General features: G+C 66.2%; 19 protein-coding genes and 1 tRNA gene. 8 read left to right on the top strand and 12 right to left on the bottom strand.

Going from position 1 to position 22,035, the window contains the following annotated elements:
* Window positions 1-4 precede the first annotated feature (4 nt).
* The 3 genes from rnk to prmC form a co-directional block, all read right to left on the bottom strand.
* A complete protein-coding gene (gene rnk / locus ACDC67_RS08115; protein WP_376692149.1) occupies window positions 5-412 on the bottom strand; it encodes a nucleoside diphosphate kinase regulator in 408 nt (135 codons plus the stop codon).
* Between the two features lie 115 nt (window positions 413-527).
* Window positions 528-2,675: an FAD-dependent oxidoreductase gene (locus tag ACDC67_RS08120; RefSeq protein ID WP_376692151.1), complete on the bottom strand. Its 2,148-nt coding sequence runs from the start codon at window positions 2,673-2,675 to the stop codon at window positions 528-530.
* Between the two features lie 70 nt (window positions 2,676-2,745).
* Entirely contained in the window at window positions 2,746-3,606 is an 861-nt protein-coding gene (prmC, locus tag ACDC67_RS08125) for a peptide chain release factor N(5)-glutamine methyltransferase (protein ID WP_376692153.1), read from the bottom strand.
* A gap of 190 nt (window positions 3,607-3,796) precedes the next feature.
* Here prmC and ACDC67_RS08130 point away from each other — a divergent pair, with 190 nt between their 5' ends.
* Complete coding sequence (locus ACDC67_RS08130; protein ID WP_376692155.1) at window positions 3,797-6,790, top strand: diguanylate cyclase; 2,994 nt, start codon at window positions 3,797-3,799, stop codon at window positions 6,788-6,790.
* A 176-nt stretch (window positions 6,791-6,966) separates the two neighbouring features.
* On the opposite strand, the gene ACDC67_RS08135 is transcribed toward ACDC67_RS08130, so the two are convergent.
* A tRNA-Phe gene (locus ACDC67_RS08135) sits at window positions 6,967-7,042 on the bottom strand.
* A 143-nt stretch (window positions 7,043-7,185) separates the two neighbouring features.
* Between ACDC67_RS08135 and ACDC67_RS08140 the strand changes: the two genes are divergently transcribed.
* Entirely contained in the window at window positions 7,186-7,641 is a 456-nt protein-coding gene (locus ACDC67_RS08140; RefSeq protein ID WP_376692157.1) for a DUF6491 family protein, read from the top strand.
* Here the strand turns inward: ACDC67_RS08140 and ACDC67_RS08145 are convergent.
* From ACDC67_RS08145 to ftsY, 3 genes are all read right to left on the bottom strand, one after another.
* Complete coding sequence (locus tag ACDC67_RS08145) at window positions 7,620-7,895, bottom strand: oxidative damage protection protein (protein ID WP_376692159.1); 276 nt, start codon at window positions 7,893-7,895, stop codon at window positions 7,620-7,622. The genes ACDC67_RS08140 and ACDC67_RS08145 overlap by 22 nt on opposite strands.
* A gap of 44 nt (window positions 7,896-7,939) precedes the next feature.
* Complete coding sequence (gene mutY / locus ACDC67_RS08150) at window positions 7,940-8,968, bottom strand: A/G-specific adenine glycosylase (RefSeq protein WP_376692160.1); 1,029 nt, start codon at window positions 8,966-8,968, stop codon at window positions 7,940-7,942.
* Between the two features lie 152 nt (window positions 8,969-9,120).
* Window positions 9,121-10,110 (bottom strand): signal recognition particle-docking protein FtsY, encoded by a 990-nt coding sequence (ftsY, locus tag ACDC67_RS08155; protein ID WP_376692161.1) that lies wholly within the window; start codon window positions 10,108-10,110, stop codon window positions 9,121-9,123.
* Window positions 10,111-10,219: 109 nt separating this feature from the next.
* Between ftsY and rsmD the strand changes: the two genes are divergently transcribed.
* The 5 genes from rsmD (at window position 10,220) to ACDC67_RS08180 (ending at window position 16,717) form a co-directional block, all read left to right on the top strand.
* Entirely contained in the window at window positions 10,220-10,774 is a 555-nt protein-coding gene (gene rsmD / locus ACDC67_RS08160; RefSeq protein WP_376692162.1) for a 16S rRNA (guanine(966)-N(2))-methyltransferase RsmD, read from the top strand.
* Between the two features lie 75 nt (window positions 10,775-10,849).
* Complete coding sequence (gene coaD / locus ACDC67_RS08165; protein ID WP_376692164.1) at window positions 10,850-11,347, top strand: pantetheine-phosphate adenylyltransferase; 498 nt, start codon at window positions 10,850-10,852, stop codon at window positions 11,345-11,347.
* Between the two features lie 247 nt (window positions 11,348-11,594).
* Window positions 11,595-13,286 carry a gamma-glutamyltransferase gene (gene ggt / locus ACDC67_RS08170; RefSeq protein ID WP_376692166.1) on the top strand — a complete coding sequence of 564 codons (1,692 nt, stop codon included), beginning with the start codon at window positions 11,595-11,597 and terminating at the stop codon, window positions 13,284-13,286.
* A 396-nt stretch (window positions 13,287-13,682) separates the two neighbouring features.
* Window positions 13,683-15,371 carry a DUF1800 domain-containing protein gene (locus ACDC67_RS08175; protein ID WP_376692168.1) on the top strand — a complete coding sequence of 563 codons (1,689 nt, stop codon included), beginning with the start codon at window positions 13,683-13,685 and terminating at the stop codon, window positions 15,369-15,371.
* Complete coding sequence (locus ACDC67_RS08180) at window positions 15,368-16,717, top strand: DUF1501 domain-containing protein (protein ID WP_376692169.1); 1,350 nt, start codon at window positions 15,368-15,370, stop codon at window positions 16,715-16,717. Before ACDC67_RS08175 ends, ACDC67_RS08180 begins: the two co-directional genes overlap by 4 nt.
* Here the strand turns inward: ACDC67_RS08180 and ACDC67_RS08185 are convergent.
* Window positions 16,684-18,891, bottom strand: coding sequence for a M3 family metallopeptidase (locus ACDC67_RS08185; protein WP_376692170.1), 2,208 nt, complete (start codon window positions 18,889-18,891; stop codon window positions 16,684-16,686). The genes ACDC67_RS08180 and ACDC67_RS08185 overlap by 34 nt on opposite strands.
* 83 nt (window positions 18,892-18,974) lie before the next feature.
* On the opposite strand from ACDC67_RS08185, the gene ACDC67_RS08190 reads away from it, so the two are divergent.
* Complete coding sequence (locus ACDC67_RS08190) at window positions 18,975-19,880, top strand: SDR family oxidoreductase (RefSeq protein WP_376692172.1); 906 nt, start codon at window positions 18,975-18,977, stop codon at window positions 19,878-19,880.
* Here ACDC67_RS08190 and ACDC67_RS08195 read toward each other — a convergent pair whose 3' ends face one another.
* The 4 genes from ACDC67_RS08195 to mlaD are packed head-to-tail and all read right to left on the bottom strand — an operon-like array spanning window position 19,881 to window position 22,030.
* Complete coding sequence (locus ACDC67_RS08195; RefSeq protein WP_376692174.1) at window positions 19,881-20,636, bottom strand: MlaA family lipoprotein; 756 nt, start codon at window positions 20,634-20,636, stop codon at window positions 19,881-19,883.
* The gene (locus ACDC67_RS08200) at window positions 20,633-20,956 is read right to left on the bottom strand and encodes an STAS domain-containing protein (protein WP_376692175.1); all 324 of its coding nucleotides are present in this window, start codon (window positions 20,954-20,956) and stop codon (window positions 20,633-20,635) included. Before ACDC67_RS08200 ends, ACDC67_RS08195 begins: the two co-directional genes overlap by 4 nt.
* Window positions 20,949-21,551 (bottom strand): MlaC/ttg2D family ABC transporter substrate-binding protein, encoded by a 603-nt coding sequence (locus tag ACDC67_RS08205; protein ID WP_376692177.1) that lies wholly within the window; start codon window positions 21,549-21,551, stop codon window positions 20,949-20,951. Before ACDC67_RS08205 ends, ACDC67_RS08200 begins: the two co-directional genes overlap by 8 nt.
* The gene (gene mlaD / locus ACDC67_RS08210; RefSeq protein ID WP_376692179.1) at window positions 21,551-22,030 is read right to left on the bottom strand and encodes an outer membrane lipid asymmetry maintenance protein MlaD; all 480 of its coding nucleotides are present in this window, start codon (window positions 22,028-22,030) and stop codon (window positions 21,551-21,553) included. Before mlaD ends, ACDC67_RS08205 begins: the two co-directional genes overlap by 1 nt.
* Between the last annotated feature and the right edge of the window lie 5 nt (window positions 22,031-22,035).

The raw sequence follows: 22,035 nt of genomic DNA on the forward strand, positions 1-22,035 counted from the left end.
GGCTTCAGCGGTGCAGTTCGCCCTCGCGCTCGGGCTGGTAGACAATCTTGTCGACCCGAACGCGCATCGTGCCGCCACCAGGCCGCGGCCAGTCGATGCCCTTGCCCTCCTGCATGCCGAGCAGGGCGCTGCCTACCGGCGCCATCACCGATATCTGCTGCTCCGAATCGGTCAGCCTGGCCGGGTAGACCAGGGTCTTGGTGTAGTCGTGGCCGTCGACCGAAAAGCCCACCGTCGAGTTCATGGTCACGGCGTCGGCCGGTATCTCTGCCGGTTCGGCCACCTTGCCACGGGCCAGTTCGGCTTCGAGTTCAGCCAAGCCCGGGAAGGCGTTGGCCGGCAGGTCGTCGAGCAATTGCTCGAGCCGGTGTAGATCCATCGAAGAGATGGTGATGGGAGGTCTGGTCGTCATGTTTCCTGTCCTGAGGCTTCTGAATGCACGAAAGGCCGACACCGTCACTGCGACGGCTGCCGGCCCTTCCTGTATGCCCAGTGTACTCCCTTCCGGGCGCCGATGGCCGCACGGCTCAGCGTCCACGACGCCATGCGAAGAAGCGCTCGGCCCAGCGCAGGGCGGCTTCGGGCTGATGCGCCTTCTTCCAGTTCCCGGCGGCGAACTTGTTGGCCTCGCTGAAGGTGGGGTAGACGTGGATCGTGCCGAGCAGCTTGTTCAGGCCGAGGCCGTGCTTCATGGCCAGGACGAACTCGGGCAGCATCTCGCCGGCGTGTGCGCCGACGATGGTCGCGCCCAGGATATGGTCCTTGCCCGGCTCGGTCAGCACCTTGACGTAGCCGTAGTCGGCGCTGTCGGCAATCGCACGGTCAAGGTCGTCGAGCCCGTAGGTCGTGACCTCGTAGTCGATCTCCTGCGCCCGGGCCTCGTCCTCGCTCAGGCCCACGCGTGCGACCTCGGGGTCGGTAAAGGTCACCCAGGGAATCACCCGGTAGTCGGTCTTGAACGACCACAGCGGGCTGACCAGGGCGTTGATCGCGGCCGACCAGGCCTGGTGGGAGGCCACGTGGGTGAACTGGTAGGGGCCGGCGGCGTCGCCGCAGACGTAGATGTTGGGAAAGTTGCTGCGCTGGAAGCCGTCGACGTCGAGGCGGCCGGCTTCATCCAGGCGTACGCCCAGCTCTTCGAGACCGTAGCCGCTGGTGCGGGTCTTTCGGCCCAGCGCGACCAGCAGGTGGCTGAACTCGAATGTCACTTCCCGCCCGTCGTGTTCGCAGACCAGGCGCTGGCCGGCTTCGTCGCTTTCCACCCGCAGGGCCTTGTGCGCAGTGGCGACTGTGACGCCGTCTTTCTCGAGGTGTTGCGCCATCAGCGCGCCGGCCTCGGCGTCCTCGCGCGGCAGCAGGCGCTCGGCCATCTCGATCACGGTTACCTTCGACCCCAGCCGGGCTAAGGCCTGCGTGAGCTCGGAACCGATCGGGCCGCCGCCGAGCACGACCAGGCGTTCGGGCAGAGCTTCGAGGTCCCAAAGGGTGTCGCTGGTGAGATAGTCGACTTCCCCGAGTCCCTCGATCGGCGGCACCATCGGCTCGGCCCCGGTGGCGAGCACGATCGAGCGCGCGCTGATGCGGCGTCCGCCGGCCTCGACTTCCCAGGGCGAGACCAGCTTCGCCTCGGCCTCGATGACATCGACGCCCATGTTGCGGTAGCGCTCGGGTGAATCGTGGGGTTCGATTTTTCGTATGACGTCGCGAACACGCGCCATGACATCGCCGAAGTCGAGTTCCGCGCTCATGTTTCGGATGCCGTAGCGCTGGCTGTCGCGCGCCTCGGCCATGATCCTCGCCGTGCGGATGAGGGCCTTGGAGGGCACGCAGCCGGTGTTGAGGCAGTCGCCGCCCATTCGGTTCTTCTCGATCAGCGCGACTTTCGCCTTGACGGTTGCGCCGATGTAGGCCGAGACCAGGCCGGCGGAGCCGGCACCGATGACGACGAGGTTGTAGTCGAAGCGAGCCGGTTTGCGATGTCCGGCGTAAACCTTGCGCGCCTGCAGGATGCGCAGCAGTACGCGCAGTATCAGCGGCAACAGGCCGAGCAGGACAAAGGCGCCGATGAGTCCCGGAGAAAGGACGTCGCCGATCGAGTCGACCTGCGCGAGCTGGGTGCCGGCGTTCACGTAGACGACGGTGGCCGGCAGCATGCCGAGCTGGCTGACCCAGTAGTAGGTCCAGGTGCGGATCGGCGTGAGCGCCATGACCAGGTTGATCACCCAGAAGGGAAAGACGGGCACGAGCCGGAGCGCCAGCAGGTAGAAGGCGCCGTCCTTTTCGACGCCGGCGTTGATCTTGGCCAGGCGCTTGCTGAAGCGCTTCTGGATGGCGTCGCGGAACAGAAAGCGCGCAGCCAGGAAAACCAGCGTGGCGCCGATGGTGCTGGCGAAGGAGACGGCAATCGTGCCCGTGACCACGCCGAACAGCGCGCCCCCGGCCAGGGTGAGAACGGCCGCGCCCGGCACCGACAAGGCGGCCATGACCACGTAGACGAGGACGTAGGCGCCCAGCGCCAGCAGCAGGTTCTCGCGGGTCCAGTCGAGCAGGGCGTCGCGCTGATCGCGCAGGGTATCGAGGTTGAGGTAGGCCTGCAGGTCGAAGATGAAAAAGGCCATCAGGGCGGCAAGGAATGCCGCCGCTACGGCCAGTCGCAGGAGCGTTCGTGAGCTCATCGGGAAACTGCCTGTCTTGAGACGATGGGGCCAGCATACCCGCCGGGCCGTTCAAGGCCCATCAGTGTTTCTACGCAGGTTTGCAGCCGACCGCCACGCGCTCGATACCGGCGAGATCGTGCCGCGATTCCACGCCGACGAATCCGGCACGGGTGAGCAGCTCGCGCACGGCCGCTGCCTGGTCGTGGCCGTGCTCGATCAGCAGCCATCCGCCGGGATCGAGCCGCTCGAAGGCCTGGGGCGCGAGGCGCCTGATCAGATCGAGACCATCGGCGCCGGCGGCCAGCGCCGAGCGTGGTTCGAAGCGCAGGTCACCGCGCTGCAGGTGCGGATCGGTGGCGGCAATGTAGGGCGGGTTGGAGACGACCAGATCGAAGCGTCGGTCGCTCACGGGTTCGAGCAGGTCGCCCGCGAGCAGCTCGACTCCACCGAGCTGGAGGCGCTTGCGGTTGTCGGCCGCCACGACCAGGGCATCGGTGCTGCGGTCCACGGCGCTTATCCGCCAGCCGGGCCGTTCGGCCGCCAGGGTCAGGGCGATGCAACCCGAGCCGGTGCCGACGTCGCACACGCGCGCTTCGGCGGGCAGGCGCAGGGCGAGGGCCAGGTCGATGAGCTGCTCGGTTTCGGGCCGGGGAATGAGCACGCGCGGGTCGACCGCGAACTCGCGGCCGTAGAACTCCCGGCCGCCGCACAGCTGCGCGATGGGATGCCCGTCGAGTCGCTGGTCAACCAGTTGTCGAAGGCGCAGACGGGCCTCATCCGCTATGGCATCGTCGCCGTGGGCGTACAGCCAGCTTCTCTCGCAGGCCAGGGCGCGGCAGCCGAGCAGGTCGGCTTCCAGGCGACTGGCCAGTTTGCGGCGGGCCTCGCTGAGGGCTTCGTTGACGGTCGGCGAACCCGGGTTTCCGTTTTTGCCGGTCGAATGCATCATCCTGCCTGCCGGGTATCGTGACGGTGTCCGCAAACGCGGGCGTTGCGGGCTTGTGAACCATTGATGACCGGGGCATGATAGCGCCACAGCAAATGCTGCGGAGTATTCGGTTCGTGACCAGTCGCCATTGCAGGGAAGAGGTGGGGCCTGGTTCCTTCCGTCGCGGCGCTGCAGCAATCAAAGGGGTTCGATGAGCATGGTTTGCGATCAGCTGCGAATCGCGGCAGGCGCCGTTTGCCTGGCCGCCTGCTGCCTGGCCGTTTTGCCGGCACGGGCCGCCCAGCTCAACCTCGATCACTACGATACCCGAGACGGCATTCCCCAGATCCAGGTCAGCAGCGTGCACCAGGACCCGCTCGGCTATCTCTGGGTGGGCACCTACGGCGGGCTGGCGCGCTACAACGGCAACCGGTTTGCCGTGTTCCGTGCTGAAAGCGGCTTGTCGACGACCTACATCACGATCGTCGATTCGCACGCCGACGGCACGGTCTGGGTGGGAACGGCGCGGGGGCTGTGTCGTTTCGACGGCGCGCGCTTCGAATGCTTCAATCCGCCCGGCCTGGATCAGCTGATGGTGACCGATATCCTGATCGATTCGGACGGGGTCTGGGTCGCCGCCGACGAGGGGCTTTTCCGCTACAGCGACGGTCTGCTCGAAGCGGTCGCGCAATGGCCCGCCGACTCGGGTCCGGTGGCCGTCAATTCCCTCGCCCTCGATGCCAATGGGAGGCTGTGGGTGGCCGCGCAGGCCGGGTTGTTCCGCCTCGACGATGGCGGTCCGCGGCGGGTCGAGTTGCCGACCGCCGACCCGCCCGTCTACGCCCTGGCCTGGCACGAGGACCGGCTCTGGGCGGGAACTGCCGGCCGGCTTTTCACCCTGGATGCCGACGGTGACGAGTTCGAGGAGATGTCTCTTCCCGTGCCCGACGGAACCCGGGTGAGCGATATCGAGTTCGATTCCGAGGGACGCTTGTGGCTCGCCACCCCGGATGGACTGGTGCGCGGCCAACCGGGGCGGCTGCAGCGGTTGACGACCCGCGACGGCCTGCCGAACCGACGCATGCTGGCCGTGGCCGAGGATCGTGAGGGCCTGATCTGGGTGGCCACCGACCAGGGCCTGGTGAAGATTCTTCCCGGGCCCTTCGAGGGCTACTCCGCCGAAAGTGGCCTGCTGGCCTCGTTCGTGCGCACGATCAACGAGGATGATCGCCAGCGCTTGTGGCTGGGAACGCGCGAAGGATTGCAGATCGTCCCTCGCTCGGAGGGGGAATGGGATTTCGCCGCCGCCCGGACGATCCTGCGTGAGGACGGTCTGCCCGACAACCGCGTTTATGCCGTCGAATTCGGGCAACCCGGAACGACCTGGATCGCCACCGCCCAGGGCGTGGTGCAATGGCAGCGAGGGAAGGGCGTGGTCGAGCTGATTGATCGCTCCAGCGGTCTGCCGGAGCAGGAAGTGCACGCCTTGCTGATCGACCGTGCCGAACGGCTCTGGATCAGTAGCACGCGGGGCATCCGCTATCGCGAAGGCGGGGTGCTCGAGACGCCGCCGCAACAGGTCCTGGCCGGCGCATTCGCGCTGCGCATCCGCGAGGATCGCGCCGGGCGGCTGTGGTTTTCGACCTTGCGAGATGGTCTGCTGGTGCTGCACCCCGATGGCCGCCTCGACCAGTACCGCAAGCAGGATGGCCTGACCGACGAGATGCTCTGGGACCTGGCGCCTTCGGCGGACGGCTCGATGTGGGTCGGCAGCAACGGCGACGGCATCTTTCGCGTCTGGCCCGACGGGCGCATCGAACAGTTCACCAGCGCCGAGGGTTTGGCCGACGATTCGGTCTGGCAGGTTCTCGAGGATGATCAGGCCCGGCTCTGGGCCTACACCAACCGTGGGCTTTCGCGCCTGGGCAGTGATGAATTCGTCAACTACACCGAGCGTGACGGTCTCCTGCACCTCGAAGGTGGCGCCACCGGCGCCTACCAGAGCAGCGACGGGCTGCTGTGGTTCGCGTCGGCCGACGGCCTGATGCGCTACGACGCCGAGCGCGAGTACCGCAACAGCCTGCCGCCGCCGGTCGTGGTCGAATCGGCGATGCTCGATCGCGAGGCCGTGCCCCCCGGGCAACGACTTCCCTACCGGTCGGGCAGCCTGGTGTTCAACTTCGCCGGCCTGAGCTTCCAGGACGAGGCGGCAGTGAGTTTCAGGTACCGGCTCACCGGGGCCACGGATCGCTGGTCGGATCCCACGGACAACCACCAGGTGGCCTACGCCAACCTCGGCCACGGCGACTACGTATTCGAGGTCGTGGCCGCCAACCCCGACGGCGTCTGGAGCCCCGAGCCCGCGAGTTTCGCGTTCGTTGTCGCCAAGCCCTTCTGGGCAAGAACCTGGTTTCTGCTTGTGCTCGGACTGGGGCTGGCCGGCCTGGTCTGGCTGGGCGTTCACCTGCGCCTGAGGCATATCGAGCTCACGCGCAGGCGACTGCAGGAGACCGTCCGGCAAAGGACAGCGGAACTCAGCGAGGCCAATCGCCGCCTCAAGCGCGTGGCCCGAACCGACCAGTTGACCGGCCTGCCCAACCGACGCTACCTGTTTGACCGGATCGGCGAAGACGTAGCGCAGAGCAGACGGGCCCATTTCGACGGGGCGCCCAGCAACGGCGATATGGCCTTCGTGATGATCGATCTCGACGATTTCAAGCGAATCAATGACGAGCACGGGCATGACTGCGGTGACCAGGTGCTGGCGGAGTTCAGCCGGGTGGTTTCCGATCAGCTGCGCGAGAGCGACTACATGATTCGCTGGGGGGGCGAAGAGTTCATGGTGGTGGCCTGCCAGACCGCATGCGACCGGGCCTGGCAGATCGCCGAGCGCATCATTCACTCGGTCCGGGCCGCCGAGATTCGCCTCGACGATGAAGGCGAGCGCATTGCCGTGACCTGCTCGGCGGGAATCGCCTGCTACCCGTTCGGCCGACCCGTCGACGCGCTCGACTGGGAGCAGGTCGTACAGCTGGCGGATGCCGCCGTCTACCAGGCCAAGACCGAAGGGCGCGATCGCTGGGTGCAGCTGTTGCCCGGCGACGATCTCGATCCGGCTTCGTTCGACAACTTCGTCGGCGCGGTCAAGGCGCGCTGCGGAGAACTGGTCGAGACGGGGCAGTTGCGTCGAGTCAGCGGGCGCTAGGCGGTTCGGTGGAAAGCTTTGATCGGAACTGTTGCGGGGGGGGCTTGGGAAATGGTGGCCGGGGACGGAACCGAAGGTCGCTGACCTCGCGTCAGCAATCTAACCGCCCGGCGAAGCCGGAGTTGGCGGTTCGGTGGAACGCGTTTAGCGAAGTCTTTGGGGGTGAATCTGGGAAATGGTGGCCGGGGACGGAATCGAACCGCCGACACGGGGATTTTCAATCCCCTGCTCTACCAACTGAGCTACCCGGCCTTGCCGTTTCTGGCGCTCCCGACCCGTGGCCGGGAAGCCGCACATTAAACCTTTTTCGGCCCTGGAAGTCAACCACCGATTCCGGGGCACTTTTTCGAGTTCACGGCGTCAACATCCAATAGACCATTTCGATGAGATCGAAAATGCGAAAACTCCTGCTGATCCTTTCGACGCTGCTGATCGCCGCCTGCGCCGCTTCCGGTGATTCGAACCAGCGTGACCGGGCCGGGGAAATGGCCGTCTACGAACGCCATGCCGGCGCCGCACAAAGCTGGGTGCGTTACACGAGCATCCGAAACTGGTGGGCGGTGGGCCGTCACTCGGTGGTGTTCGAAATGGATCGCTCCCGCCACTACCTGGTCGAACTGATCGGCGCCTGCGACCTCGAGCTCGATAGCGCGATCACGCTGCGCCTGGCGTCGAGCCGCCGCAACGTGCTGGGTGAACTCGACGATGTCGTCGTGCGGGGGCGGACCTGCCAGATCCAGTCCATTCGCCGGCTGGACTTCGAGGCGGTCGAGTCCGAACTCGAGTCAAGCCCGGACAAGCAAGACACGATCCGCGTCGAATCGGCCGATCAGTCCTCGGGCGGCACGTAGCCCTCGGCTTCATCGACATCCCCGCCGAAGAGAAACGCTTCGGCCTGCGCTTCCAGGTACTTGCGGTGTTCCGGGTCGATCGGGCTGAGGCGCTTCTCGTTGATCAACATGGTCTGGTGCTGGAGCCACTTCTGCCAGGCCTCCCTGGAGATGTTGTCGTAGATCCGCTGCCCCAGCTCGCCGGGCAGGGGTGGACGGGGCAGGCCTTCGGCCTCGCGATCGAGGTAGCTGCAGTGAACGGTTCGTTCGCTCATTTGGTCGTCAATCCTTGCGAGTTCGAGTGCATGGTAATGCGTTCTCAGTCGAGGCGTTCGAGCACCTTGCGCACCGGCTGGGGTAGCCCGCGATCGAGCGCTTCGTCTCGCTGCATCCAGGCCCGGTCGGCGGCCTCTTCGATGGCTGTGGAAACCCCGATCAGCGTCCGTTCGAAGCGGATTTCCAGCGTAAAGTGGGTGAACTGGTGACGGACGGGCGCCGGCGGCGGGCGTATTTCGGCCGGTTCCGATAGTGTGGCCTCGCCGCTTTCGGGTAGCGACCAAAGGCCACCCCAGATGCCGGCGCCGGGGCGCCGCTGCATCAGGATCTCGCCGCGTTCGTTTTCGATGATCAGCAGCGTGGCGCTGCGATGGGGTTTCTCTTTCCTGGGTTTCGGCGTGGGCAGCTCGCCGACGCGCCCCTGCTTGCGGGCGATGCAGTCGGCGCTGACCGGGCAGTGCTCGCAATCGGGCCGGCGCGGCGTGCACAGCGTGGCGCCCAGGTCCATGATCGCCTGCGTGTAGTCCGCGGCGCGATCTTCGGGCGTGCGGTCTTCGGCTTCGTTCCACAACTGCCGCAGCACGGCGCTGCGGCCGGGCCAGCCCTCGATACCGGCGTGGCGGGCAAGAACCCGCTTGACGTTGCCGTCGAGAATCACCGCCCGGCGATCGTGGGCCTGCGCGACGATGGCGTTGGCAGTGGATCGGCCGATGCCCGGCAAGGCTTCCATCGCCTCGGCGTCGTCGGGCAGGGCGCCTTGGTGTTCACTCATGCAGCGCTGCGCGGCGGCGTGCAGGTTGCGCGCCCGGGCGTAGTAGCCCAGCCCGGACCAGCGCGAAAGCACATCGTCGATTTCGGCGTGGGCCAGGGATTCCAGGTCGGGAAAAGCGGCCATGAAGCGCTCGAAGTAGGGGATGACGGTTGCGACCTGCGTCTGCTGGAGCATGATCTCGGCGACCCAGACGCGATACGGCGTGCGGTTCTGCTGCCAGGGGAGGTCGTGGCGGCCGTGGGTGGACCACCAGGTCAGGAGTCGGGTGGCGAAGTCGGAGTCCGGGGCGCTGTCTATCATTGCGGCCCTGATCAGACCTTTCGTGAATCGTGAATCGTGAATCGTGAATGGATTCGAGTGGCGCCATTTACGATTGACGATTCACGATTCACGAAGCGCCCGAAAGGAAGCGCTCTTTGGTTGTATGCCGATGGTGGATCTATCGGCATTCTTCAGGATTCCACCGGCAGAATCGCATGGACGAAGGTGCCGGCGTCGAATGGGCGCAGGTCGGCGGCCGATTCGCCCACGCCGATGAATCGGATGGGAATGTTCATTTCCTCGGCAATGGCGAACAGCACGCCGCCGCGGGCGGTGCCGTCGAGCTTGGTGACCGTGATGCCGGTCAACGCTGCCGCGTCGTTGAACTGCCGCGCCTGTGCCAGGGCGTTCTGGCCGGTGCCGGCGTCGACCACCAGCATGGTCTCGTGCGGCGCCTCGGGATCGATCTTCTTCATCACGCGGATGATCTTCGAGAGCTCGGCCATCAGGTTGGCCTGGGTGTGCAGGCGACCGGCCGTGTCGGCGATCAGTACGTCGACGCCGCGCGCCTTGGCCGAGTGCAGCGCATCGTAGATGACCGCGGCCGTGTCGGCGCCGGATGCCTGGGCGACCACCGGCACGTCATTGCGCTCGCCCCAGGCCTGGAGCTGCTCGACGGCGGCAGCGCGGAAGGTGTCGCCGGCGGCCAGCATGACGGACTTGCCTTCGTCGAGGTAGCGCCGCGCCAGCTTGCCGATGGTGGTGGTCTTGCCGACGCCGTTGACGCCCACCATGAGGATCACGAACGGCTTCTTTTCCGGGTCGACGGCCAGGAAGTCCTCGCAGGGCTCGATCAGGTCGTAAAGTTCGGCCTGGACCGCCGGCAGCACTTGCGACGGCTCGCTGATGACACCCTGGTCGACCCCGTCACGCAGGCGCTCGACGATCCGGGTCGTTGCGGCCACGCCGACATCCGCGGTCAGAAGGGTGGTTTCGATCTCCTCGATCAGGTCTTCGTCGATTCGTTCGGCCGCGCTGAGCAGGCCGAACAGGCCGCCGAGGCTGGAACGGGTGCGTTCGAGGCGTTTCTCCAGCGGATCGCCGCCGGACTGCTCGACCGGGCGAACCTGGGTGGTTTCGACGCCTTTGCCGGATTTCTTGCGTTTGAAGATCGAGAACATCGGGGTTACGGGTTACGGGTTACGGGTTACGGGTTACGGGTTACGGACCACGGACCACGGACCACGGACCACGGACGTCTGTGATGCGACCGGTTATGCTATCACCCCGATGAAGGGCAGAATCAGGATAATCAGCGGGCAATGGCGCGGTCGCAAGCTGGCCGTGCCGGACCGGGCGGGGCTGCGGCCCACCGGCGACCGCGCGCGTGAGACCTTGTTTAACTGGCTGCAGGCTGTTGTGCCGGGCGCGCGCTGTCTCGACCTGTTTGCCGGCACCGGTGCGCTGGGACTCGAAGCGCTTTCCCGCGGCGCGGCTTCGGCGGTGTTCGTCGAGCGCGATCGGCAGCTGGTCGCGGCCCTGCGCGCGATCGCCGCTGAGTGGCCGGGTGGTGAGCGCATGGAGATCGTGCAGGCCGATGCCCTGCGCTGGCTCGCCGACGCGCGTCGGCGCTTCGACCTGGTTTTCATCGATCCACCGTTCACTGACGGATTGCAGGACAAGGTGCTGCGACTGCTCGAGCGAGACGATCGACTGGCCGCCGCTGCCCGCGTGTACATCGAACAGGACGCCCGCGACCCCGAGATCGATCCCGGCGAAGGCTTCGAGTTGTTGCGCGCCCGGACCCTGGGCGATGTGCGCATGACGCTTCTCGCCCGCGTCTGAACCCAGCCTTGTCCTCACCGGGCAGGTTGCGGGAGGCGGTTATAATGCGTGTTCACTCAGCTCGAGACGCAATCGATGCCCCAGCCCGATTACGGCCTCGCCGTTTATCCCGGCACCTTCGACCCGCTGACCAACGGTCACACCGACCTGATCGCGCGTGCCTCGCGCATGTACCGCCGCATCATCGTCGCCATCGCCGAGAGTCCGCACAAGAAGCCGTCTTTCGGCCTGGGCGATCGCATCGGCCTGGCCAGGGCGGTGCTCGACGAGGAAGGCCTCGAGAACGTCGAAGTAGTCGGGTTCAACAATCTCCTGGCGCATTTCGTGGTCGAGCATGATGCCGGTGTCATCCTGCGCGGCCTGCGTGCCGTTTCGGACTTCGAGTACGAGTTCCAGCTCGCCTCGATGAACCGGCACCTGATCGAGGACGTCGAAACCGTCTTCCTGACGCCGGCCGAACAGTACAGCTTCATCTCCTCGTCGCTGGTCAAGGAGATTGCCCGCCTGCAGGGCGATGTCAGCCGCTTCGTTCATCCGCGGGTTTCCGAAGCGCTTCGTGATCGGTACGCGTGAGCGGCGGTTCGATCAGTTCGGGAAACCCAAGAAGATCCGGAACCACCGAAGACACTGAAGACACCGAAGAAAACATCATCAGGACAAGGGACTGACTCACCGACCACCGTTCACCTTCCTGAGACATTGACGATCTTTCGGTGATTTCGGTGTCTTCGGTGGTTCCACGCTTTTGTACTAGGCTAGGGCCTCTGTACGAACTTTTGTGTTGCCACGGCCCAGCCCGGGTCCCACACGGAATCAATCAATGAACTCAGCAATTCGATCGACGATCTTTCTCATACTGTCGCCACTGCTGGTCGCGCAGGTCTCGGCCGAAGGCCCCGGCAAGGCGGCGATTTCGAGTGCGCACGAGCTGGCCACGCAGGCCGGCGTCGAGATTCTCGAGAAAGGCGGCAATGCCTTTGACGCTGCCGTTGCCGTGTCGGCTGCCCTGGCAGTGGTCGAGCCCGAATCCTCGGGCGTCGGCGGCGGCGGATTCTGGCTGCTTCATCGAGCCGCCGATGATCATGCGGTGATGGTCGACGGGCGCGAGACCGCGCCGGCGGCATCCACCGCGGACATGTACCTCGACGAGGACGGCGAGGTCGACCGCGATCTCGCCGTCAATGGTGCGCTCGCGGGCGGCATTCCCGGCGCGCCGGCCGCCTGGGCGCATATCGCCGACACTTACGGCACGCTGCCCCTTGCCGAACTGCTGGCGCCGGCCATCCGCCTGGCAGAGGAGGGCTTTCCGGTCGACGCCAAGTACCAGGCCCTGCTCAACTTCCGGGCTCACGTGATGATGCGCTGGCCCGAGACCGCGGCCATCTTCATGCCCGACGGGGAAGTGCCCGACATCGGCGACACCATCCGCAATCCCGACCTGGCCGATACGCTGCGAGTACTGGCCGAGCGCGGGCGGGACGGCTTCTATCGCGGCGAACTGGCACAGAAGCTGGTCGAGGGCGTGCGCGCCGCCGGCGGGATCTGGACGACCGATGATTTCGCCGCCTACGAAGTGGTCGAGCGCGAACCGGTGCGTACCAGCTATCGCGGCTACGAGCTGATCACCGCCACACCGCCGTCTTCGGGCGGTATCGCAATCGGCCAGATGCTCGAGATCGTCGAACCCTTCGACCTGGCCGGCATGTCGCGGGCCGATCGCGTCCACGTGCTGGCCGAGGCCATGCGTCGGGCCTACCGTGATCGAGCGCTTTACCTGGGCGATCCGGATTTCGTCGACATTCCCACCGAAATGCTGTTGAGCGAGGACTACGCGGCCGGCCTGCGGACCACCCTGCGCATGGATCGCGCCACGCCTTCGTCCATGCTGGCGGCCGATCCGGACCGGCTCGGTGCCGAAAGCGCCGACACCACGCATTTTTCCCTGGTCGACGCCGAGGGCAACATGGTTTCGGCCACGCTGACGGTCAACCTGCCGTTCGGGGCGGCCTTTGCCCCGCCGGGTACGGGGGTGCTGGTCAACAACGAGATGGATGATTTCTCGGCCAAGGCGGGCGAACCCAACGCCTACGGCCTGATCGGTTTCGCCGCCAACGCGATCGAGCCGCACAAGCGCATGCTCTCGTCGATGACTCCGACCATTGTCGTCGGCGATGAGCGCACCGCGGTGCTCGGCACGCCGGGCGGGTCGCGCATCATCACCATGGTGTTGCTCGGCATTCTCGACTTCGTCGACGGCAACGGCCCGGAAAGCTGGGTCGCGATGCCGCGCTTCCACCACCAGTACCTGCCCGACGAAATCTCGATCGAGCCCGACGCCCTCGACGACGGTGAAATCGAGGCCCTGGAAGAAAAGGGGCATACGGTGACCGTGCGAAACCGCACCTGGGGCAACATGCACGGCGTGATGTGGAACCGCGAGACCGGTGAAGTCGAAGCCGCGCACGATCCGCGGTGGGAGTCCGGTGGGGCGGTGGTGGTTGAGATCGACTGAAACGATTGTCTTTCCAGGGCGTTTTTAATTACCAAGAACCAAGCACCAATTTTCAAACAATTTTCAATGATCGAAATTCCAACCCAATAAGCTCGGGTAGTTTTCACACTCCTTTGCACGGGAACGCCTCCTCCCTGATCCCCGTATTTGGAGGGTGCCCAACTGGACACCGCCCGCATTGACGGGGAGTTTCCAGGCCGCAGAAGGAAGCGGCTCGGACGCGTCCGGCACCGTTTGGGATATTGAAAATTGGGTCATTGGCGTTTGTTTGATAATTGGTATTTGGTACTTGGAAATTGGCTTTCGTGACTCTTCAGGGTCAAGTTGTGACGACGATCACGGAAAGCGCGCTGTGCTTTCGGCTAAAGTATCCGCCACGCATCCGGATTGCCGCTTATGGACAGCAATGCCGGGGGGACCATGCGCGATGTCGTTCAGGGGAGCGACGATCGCATTTTTGCCGACCGCTGGGAGGATGACTCGAGCGCCGGTCCCGATTTCGCGCGGCGGATCCTCGAGCGAGCCACCTACGGCGCCCGGCCGGAAGATGTCGATGCGTTCCTGTCCCTGGGAAGCAACGACTCGGCGCGACTGACCGCCTGGCTGGACGAGCAGCTGGCCTGGCAATCACTCGCCGATACCGACCTCGACCAACGCCTGGCCGCGGCCGGCTACCAGACGCTCGACAAACCCATGGCCCAACTGTGGGCCGACCACGTCCGCGGCGATGCCGAACGCTACCTGCCCGCGGCCGAGACCGAGGCGGCCCGCATCCTGCGCGCCGTCTATTCCCGCCGGCAACTCTACGAGCTGATGGTGGAGTTCTGGCACGACCACTTCAACGTCGCCGGCTGGGACTTCTCGATTGCGCCGCTGCTCGTCCACCACGACCGGGAAGTCATCCGGCCCTTCGCCCTGGGCAACTTCCGCCAGATGCTCGAGGCAGTGGCCCGCTCCCCGGCGATGCTGCACTACCTCGACAACAAGGACAATCGGGCCGGCGGCTACAACGAGAACTGGGCGCGTGAATTGCTCGAACTGCATACCCTTGGATCCGACGTCTACTTTCCAGGCGCCTCGCACGGCGAGATCGAGATCGGAGAGGACGGCCTCGCGGTCGGGTACAGCGATGCCGACGTTTACGACGTCGCCCGCTGCTTCACCGGCTGGACGGTTCGCAACGGTCACTGGCAGTTGCCCGACATCCCCGAATACGACACCGGTGAGTTCGTCTACTTCGGCAACTGGCACGAGGGCGGCAACAAGTACGTGCTGGGCAGCTGGATCGGGCCGTTGGGGCAACTGGAAGCCTCGCTGGCCATGGACTTCATGTGCATGCACCGGCAGACCGCCCGCCACCTGTGCGAGAAGATCTGCCGCCGGCTGATCGACGACGATCCACCCGATGCCCTGGTCGAATCGGCCGCCACGTTGTGGCAGGACAACTGGCAGGCCGACGATCAGATCGCGATCGTGGTCCGGCACATCCTGACTTCGCCGGGCTTTCTCGAGGGCGCGGGCGCGAAGACCCGACGGCCCTTCGAGTTGATGTGCGCGGCCCTGCGCAAGACCGCGGCCGAGATCGAGCCCGATCCGGGCGGCGGCTGGAACCCTTACGGCGAGCTGCTCTCGCGCCTGCGACAGGCCGGGCACGGCTGCTTTCGCTGGCCCGCACCGGACGGTTACCCGGACCGGGCCGACCGCTGGACTTCGGCCTCGGTGATGGGGCAGAGCTGGCGCCTGCTCAGCCGCATGCCGGAGCTTCAGGGCGACGACGACGAGCTCTTGATGCGCATCCAGGATCTCACCCTGGCGGGGCTTCCCGCGCCGTCGCAGCGCAACGCCGAGGGGCTGGTCGATTTCTGGCTGCAGCGCCTGCTCGGCCGGCCGGTGGCGACATCCCGCCGCGACGAGCTGATCGACTTCCTGCGGCAGAACGCCGCGGCCGACGCCGCCCTGGACATTACCAGCGGCTATCCGGCCGGCAACTGGAGCGGCGGAGATCTCAGCGCCCATTACACGCCGGCGCGACTGCGCGCCACCGTGGCCATGATGATGATGCTGCCGGAGTTCTACCAGCGATGAGACGTCGACAGTTCCTGCAGGGCTGCTGTGCCGCCGCTCTGGCCGGCGCGGTTCCCCTGACGACTTTCTGGCGTCCGGCCTTGGCCGCCGGCCGGACCAGCAACGACGTGATCGTCTACGTCTTCCTGCGCGGCGGCATCGATGGACTGCACCTGGTTGTGCCCTACGCCGGCCCGGAACGGGGGCACTACCAGCTGCTGCGCGACAACCTGGCCATTCCCGAATCGAGGCTGCGGCCGCTGAGCTCGCAGTGGGGCCTTCATCCGCGGGCCGGCGGTTTCGCCGGCGACACGGCCGATAGCGCGCCCAAATGGCTGCACCGGCTCTGGCAGGACGGACAGCTGGCCGTCGTCCAGGGTGCGGGCATGCCCGAGCATCTCTCGCGCAGTCACTTCGATGCGCAGGCCTGGATCGACCTGGGCACGCCCGGCGACAAGAGCACGCCCGACGGCTGGCTGACGCGCTACCTGGCCGCGGCCGACGGCCTGCCCACGGCCGACATCGCGCCGGTTTTCGGCTTCTCCGACACCCGGCCCATGTCGCTGATGGGCTCGGCGGCGGCGCTGACGGTGGCCACGCCCGACGCCTTCCGGGTCGACGGATTTCACTGGTCCTGGGGTTCGAGCGATCCTGATCTGGCCGGGCACGAGGGCGCGCACCATCGCCTCGCCGCCTTGTGGGCCGGCGGCGGCAGCGGGGCCTTGCTTCAGTCCGGCCGCGATACCGCCGAGGCGCTCGAGCAGATGCGCGAGATGAATTTTTCCGACTATCAGCCTGAAGGTGGCGCCGATTATCCCGGCGGCACCCTGGGCGACCAGTTCCGCAGCCTGGCGCAGCTGGTCAAGGAAGACATGGGGATCGTCGCTGCCACCGTCGACTACGGCGGCTGGGATACGCACGCCGGGCAGGGCATGCCGCAACCGGGCGATCCCAACCACTACGACTACTACGGCAACCGGGTCGAGGAACTCTCGCGCGCCCTCGGCGCCTTCTACACCGACCTGGCCGACTCGTCGCTGGGCAACCTGATGAACCGTGTCAACGTGGTCGTCGTCAGCGAGTTCGGGCGCAAGGTCCGGCCCAACGACGCCGGCGGCACCGACCACGGCCATGGCAATGTCATGCTGGCGCTGGGCGGGCAGGTCAACGGCGGTTTCCACGGCAGTTTTCCCGGCCTCGACGGCTCGGCCCTGTTCGAGGGACAGGACGTTGCCACGACCACCGACTACCGGCAGGTGCTGGCCGAGGCGCTGGTCCGGCGCATGGGCCTGGCGCCGTCCGCGCTGGAGAGCGTGTTTCCCGCCCTGGGGAGCTATTCGCCGCTGGGTGTGTTCGCCGCGTCCTGAAGACCGCGAGCCTCGAGCAAAAAGCGAACTTCCGGATCCCGACCGCGGAATTCGCGCCAGGATTCCATCGGGTCGCGCGCGTTGCCGCGCGAGAGGACTTCCTCGCGCAGGCGAACGGCCAGCGCCTGGTTCGTCAGGCCCGCTTCCTCGAAGGCCGCGAAAGCGTCGGCGGCCAGCATCTCCGACCACAGGGTGCGAAAGTCGCCGCCGCGACGCTGGCTGGCGAACAGGCTGGCCAGCCCGCCGCCGTGGTGCCGGGGCGAAATCATGGCCGGCAGGTCCAGGCGCTCGCGCACCCGCTCCTCGGCCGTTTCCAGGTCGGGTACTTCACCGGCTTCGGCACCGTGGAGCGCGAGGTCGAGCTCGATGGCCGCCAGCAGCTCGATCGTTTCGAGCCCGCTGGTCAGCTCGGCGCGGCGCTGCAGGGCGCGGATGCCGTCGTCGTCGATCTGTTCGCCGGTTTCGTGGTGCCGCGCATAGCTGCGCAGGATCTCGGGCGCGACGGAGAAGCGCTCCAGCAGCAGTGCGGGAAACTCCACGAAGTCCGGCGGCACGTTGGTGCCGGCCAGCGCGGCGTGATCCACGTCCGACAGCAGGGCGTGAAGGGCGTGTCCGAACTCGTGAAAGACCGTGCGTGCCTGCTGGGCCGACAACAGGGCGGGCATGCCGGCCGCCGGCGGGCTCACGTTGGCGATCACGGCAGTGACCGGCTGGATGCGCTCATCGCCCTCGCGGCCCTGCAGGCGGTAATGGGAAGTCCAGGCGCCGCCCTGCTTGCCTTCGCGGTGGATGAGGTCGAAATAGACGATGCCGAGTGTCGATCCACCGGCATCCCGCACCTCGAAGGCCGAAGTGTCCATGTGCCAGCCGGGAAGCTCGCTGCGGGGGTGGAAGGTCAGGCCCCAGAGCCGGTTGGCCAGGTTGAACAGGCCGTCCTGGACCTGCCCGATCTCGAGGAACGGTCGCAGCGGCTCGGCATCATCGGCGAGGTCGGATTCGATCAGTCGTTCGCGGTAGTACCACCAGTCCCAAGGTTCGAGCGTGCCTTCGATGCCGTCTTCGGCGGCCAGGGCTTGCAGTCTTCGAGTTTCTTCCCGGGCCTTGTCGCGCGCCGCGTCGGTCAGGGTCTCGAGCAGGGCATCGAGTTCGGCGCGATCATCGATGGTGGCGTCGTCGAGCAGGAAATCGATATGCGAGGCATGGCCCAGTATCTGTGCGCGTTGTGCACGTAGATCGGCCAGTCGTTCGATCAGGCGGCCGAGATCCTCGTCGTTCCGGCGCAGGTCCTCATAGCGCGTCATCCAGGCGCGGTAGAGCTCGCGGCGCTCCTCCCGGCCCGGGAAGTGGCGCATGAAAGGGTAAAAGCTGTGGGCGTGAAGGGTGAAGACCCAGCCTTCGCTGTGTCCGCGATCTAGCGCCGAGCGGCGGGCCAGGGTGACCAGGCTTTCGGGCAGGCCTTCCAGGCGTTCTTCGTCTTCGATCAGCAGTTCGTGGCGGTGCGTGGCCGAGCGCCTGGTGCGGGCATAGCGGTGATCGAGTTCGTCGATGCGGCGGTCGATCTCGGCAAGCTCGTTGCGTTCACGCTCGGCCAGGTGTGCGCCGGCGCGAAGGAAGCGGCGGTAGGTTTCGTCGACCAGTCGGCGCTGCTGGGGTCCGAGGGCCTGCATCTGCTCACCCTCGCGAACCTGCTCGATCCGCTCGAACAGGTCCCGGTCGTGAAGCACGCGACGCTGGTGTTCACCCAGCAGGCGAGTGAACGCTTCCTGGTCCGGGTCGGCGGCCTCGTCGTCGCCGACGGCGACCAGGCCGTACCAGAGTCGCGCGATGCGGGCGACGTCGCGGCCGGATTGCTCCAGCGCCAGAACGGTGTTCTCGAAGTCGGGATCGGCCGAGTTCCCGGCGATTTCGGCAACGCGCTCATCGGCGCCCTCGAGCGCCTGCTCGAGGGCCGGAAGAAAATGCTCGGCGCGAATCCGGTGGAAGGGAGGCACGCCGAACGGGGTGTTCGGGCTCTCGGCGATCGGATTCTCGGTCGGAGCCGTGCGGTCGACGCGTTCGCGCACCGCCCCCGGGCCCTGGTCTTCATCCGGCTCACAGCCAGCCAGGACGAGGGCGCAAGCGGCCAGGACGAACAAGCGGAAGATGCTGCGGGGGAGGGGGGCGAGTCGATTCATGGAGACGAATTCTACCAGCCGGATTCGGCGCCCGGTTCCGAACTTGCTATGCTGCATGGAAAATCGACGCGAAGGTGGCGGTAATGACTATCAGGAAATTGCTCGTTTTCGGTGCCACCGGCACCCAGGGGCACCCGGTGGTGGAGGCGGCGCTCGAGGAAGGCCTGTCGGTACGCGCGGCCACGCGCGATCTCGACGAGGCCGAGGAGAAGTTGCCCGGCCGCGTGGAGAAGGTGCGGGCCGATCTGCTCGATGCCGAGGACGTGCACGATGCTGCCGAGGGCGTCGAAGCCATCTTCTTTCATCTGCCGGCCATGCCGGACGCGCCCGAGGCGGAAAGGGCGGTGGACCACGTTCTGGCCGCCGCTTCCGCGCAGGGCGTGGCCCGGATCGTGTTCACCACCGGCGGCTATTGCGGCGAACAGATGCCCCCGGGCGAGTTCGTCGACGCACTGCGGCGATTGTCCGACCGGATCCTGTCGGCCGATGTCCCGGCGGTTGTCCTGCGGCCGACGCTCTACCTGGCCAACCTGGTCTGGCCGCACCTGTTCCGCGAGGTTCGCGATTACGGACGGTTGACTTACCCGCCCCTGGGTGCCGATCGGCGCTTGAACTGGACCGCGACCGAAGACCAGGGCCGGATCGCCGTCGCCTGCCTGAAGGCGGACGTGGCGGGGGAAGCCATCGATATCGCCAGCCCCGAGGCGATTACCGGCCCGGAACTGTGCCGGCTGCTGGCAGAGATTCACGGACGCGAGGTGCATTTCGCCCCGCAGAGCATCGACGAGTTCGCCAACACCATGAGTCATCTTTCCGGCAGTGCGCACGTCGCGCAGCTGATTGCCGGGCTTTACGAGGGTTACGCGAGCCTCGACGAAGGGCCGCTGGTCGACACCGATGCCCTCCAGCGGCGGCTGGACGTCAGGCTCACCCCGGTCAGCCGCTGGGTGCGCGACAGGCTGGGTTACCTGTTGTCGCTCTACGCCTGATCAGTTCTCTGTGCCGTTGTCCCAGTCGTCGTCCCAGTCGTCGTCGATGAACGAGTCGTAGTCCGGCGTGGCGTTCCCGCCGTTGCTGACGGCATGGTCGCGACGCTGCAGCCAGCCGTCGCGCATGAAAGTGTAGGGATCGAAGGCCGATCGAATGTCCTCGTCGAGCGGCAGCATGGCGTGGCGCATCTGGACGACGTTGAGGCCGATGAGCCCGTAGGTGGTCTCGTCGAGGGTCCAGCGCCAGACGAAGTCGGCGTAGCCGTCCGGCACGCGCCCCAGGCCGTCGCGCACGGTCGACGGGCCCATCAGCGGAAGGATGAAGAAGCGGCTGTCCTCCCAGCCCCATACGGCCATGGTCTGGCCGAAATCCTCGCTGAAATCCTCGACCTCGGCCCGCGAGGCCATGTCGAACAGACCGCCCAGGCCCAGGGTCGAGTTGACCAGGAAGCGCGTCAGTTCGGTGCCCGCATCGCCGGGCCGTCCCTGCAGGAGCAGGTTGGCCTGGTCGACCGGAGAACGGATATTGGTGAAGAAGTTACGGATGCCGCGCCGCGCCGGTGCGGGCGTGACCTTGCCGTAGCCGATCGCCAGCGGACGTATCAACACCTGGTCGACCGCCGAGTTGAACTTGAACATGTTGCGGTTGTACGGTTCCCAGGGGTCGCGCGGGTGGCGCTCGTCCGGCGGTGGCGCGGTCGTGGCGCAGCCGGCCAGCAGCAGGCCGGCGAGCGGCAGTAAGAAACCTGATTTCATGATGTCTCCGGTCCGGCGCTGTCGCCGGATTCGCTGTCCGGCCAGCCCAGCAGCGGTGCCACGCCGGTCAGGCGGGCAATGACGCGCAGGCTGTCGGGTGGTTGTTCGAAACGTATCTCGTGCCCGCGCTCGCGGGCGCTCGCCTGCCACTCGAGGAGCAGCGCCAGGGCGCTGGCGTCGACGCTTTCGACGTCCGCCAGGCTCACGCTTGCGGGTGCTTCGGCGCCGTCGAAGCGCTTGCGATGGCGCCGCTCGAGTTCGGCGACCTCCGGCGCCGTCAGCCGGCCTTCCAGGCGCAGGACGTCAGTGGATTCAGGCATCGACTTCCACTTCGTACTGGCCGCTTTCGAGGCGCTCGAGTACGTCCTCGAAGCTCGACTGGCGAATTTCCTGGTCGATCTGCGAGCGGAAGGTGGCGACATACGAGATGCCCTCGACAATGACGTCGAATACCTTCCAGCCCTCGTCGGTCTTGCGCAGGACGTAGTCGACCGGCGCGCGCTCGCCGTTATCGAGCTCGACGCGCGTTCGAACGCGCGTCTGGCGATCACTGTTGTCCCCGGCCAGCGGCAGGATTTCGACCCGCTCCTTGAGGTTGTAGTCGAGCAGGGCCGTGGCGTAGCGGTCGAGCAGCTGTTCGGCCAGGGCATCGGCAAAGGCCTCGATCTGCTCGCGGTCCTTGCCGCGACCGTGGCGGCCGAGCACCAGCCGCGCCGAGTAGATGTGGTCGATCGTCGGCAGGAGAATGGCCTTGACGTCGCGCTTGAGCGACTCGGGATTCTTGCGGTAGTCCTTGCGATTGTCCTCGATTCGATCAGCCAGCTCATTGTTGCTTTCGCTGATGACCGATACCGGATCCTCGGCGGCCAGGCCGGTACCCGTGGCAAGAATCAGCGTCAAAAGAATGGCACGCATCATTGTTCTCCTTGTCCTTCGCTTTCGTCTTCGCTATTGAACATGTATCGGCTGATCAGTTGCTCGAGCACCATGGCCGAACTGGTGATCAGGATTCGATCCCCTTCCTGCAGCGCCTCGGGTGATCCGCCGGGCTCGAGCCCCACGTATTGATCGCCCAGGATGCCGCTGGTCAGGATCGAGGCCGAGCTGTCTTCGGGCAGATTGTCGTAGCGCTGGCTGATCTGCAGCGTCACGTTGGCCTCGAAAGTTTCGGGGTCGAGCTCGATCGATTCGACCATGCCGATCGGAACCCCGCCCATGCTGACCGTCGCCCTCGGCTTGAGGCCGCCGATGTTCGAGAAGCTCGCCTTGAGCTGGTAGCTTTCGCCGGAGACCACGCCCCGGTCGGTGGCGTGAAGGGCCAGGAAGACCAGCGCGGCGATGGCCAGCAGCAGGAAGATTCCGGCGGTTAGTTCGATCTGGTGGGAAGATTTCATGGTGT

The organism is Wenzhouxiangella indolica (genome assembly GCF_042310355.1).
GTDB lineage: Bacteria > Pseudomonadota > Gammaproteobacteria > Xanthomonadales > Wenzhouxiangellaceae > Wenzhouxiangella.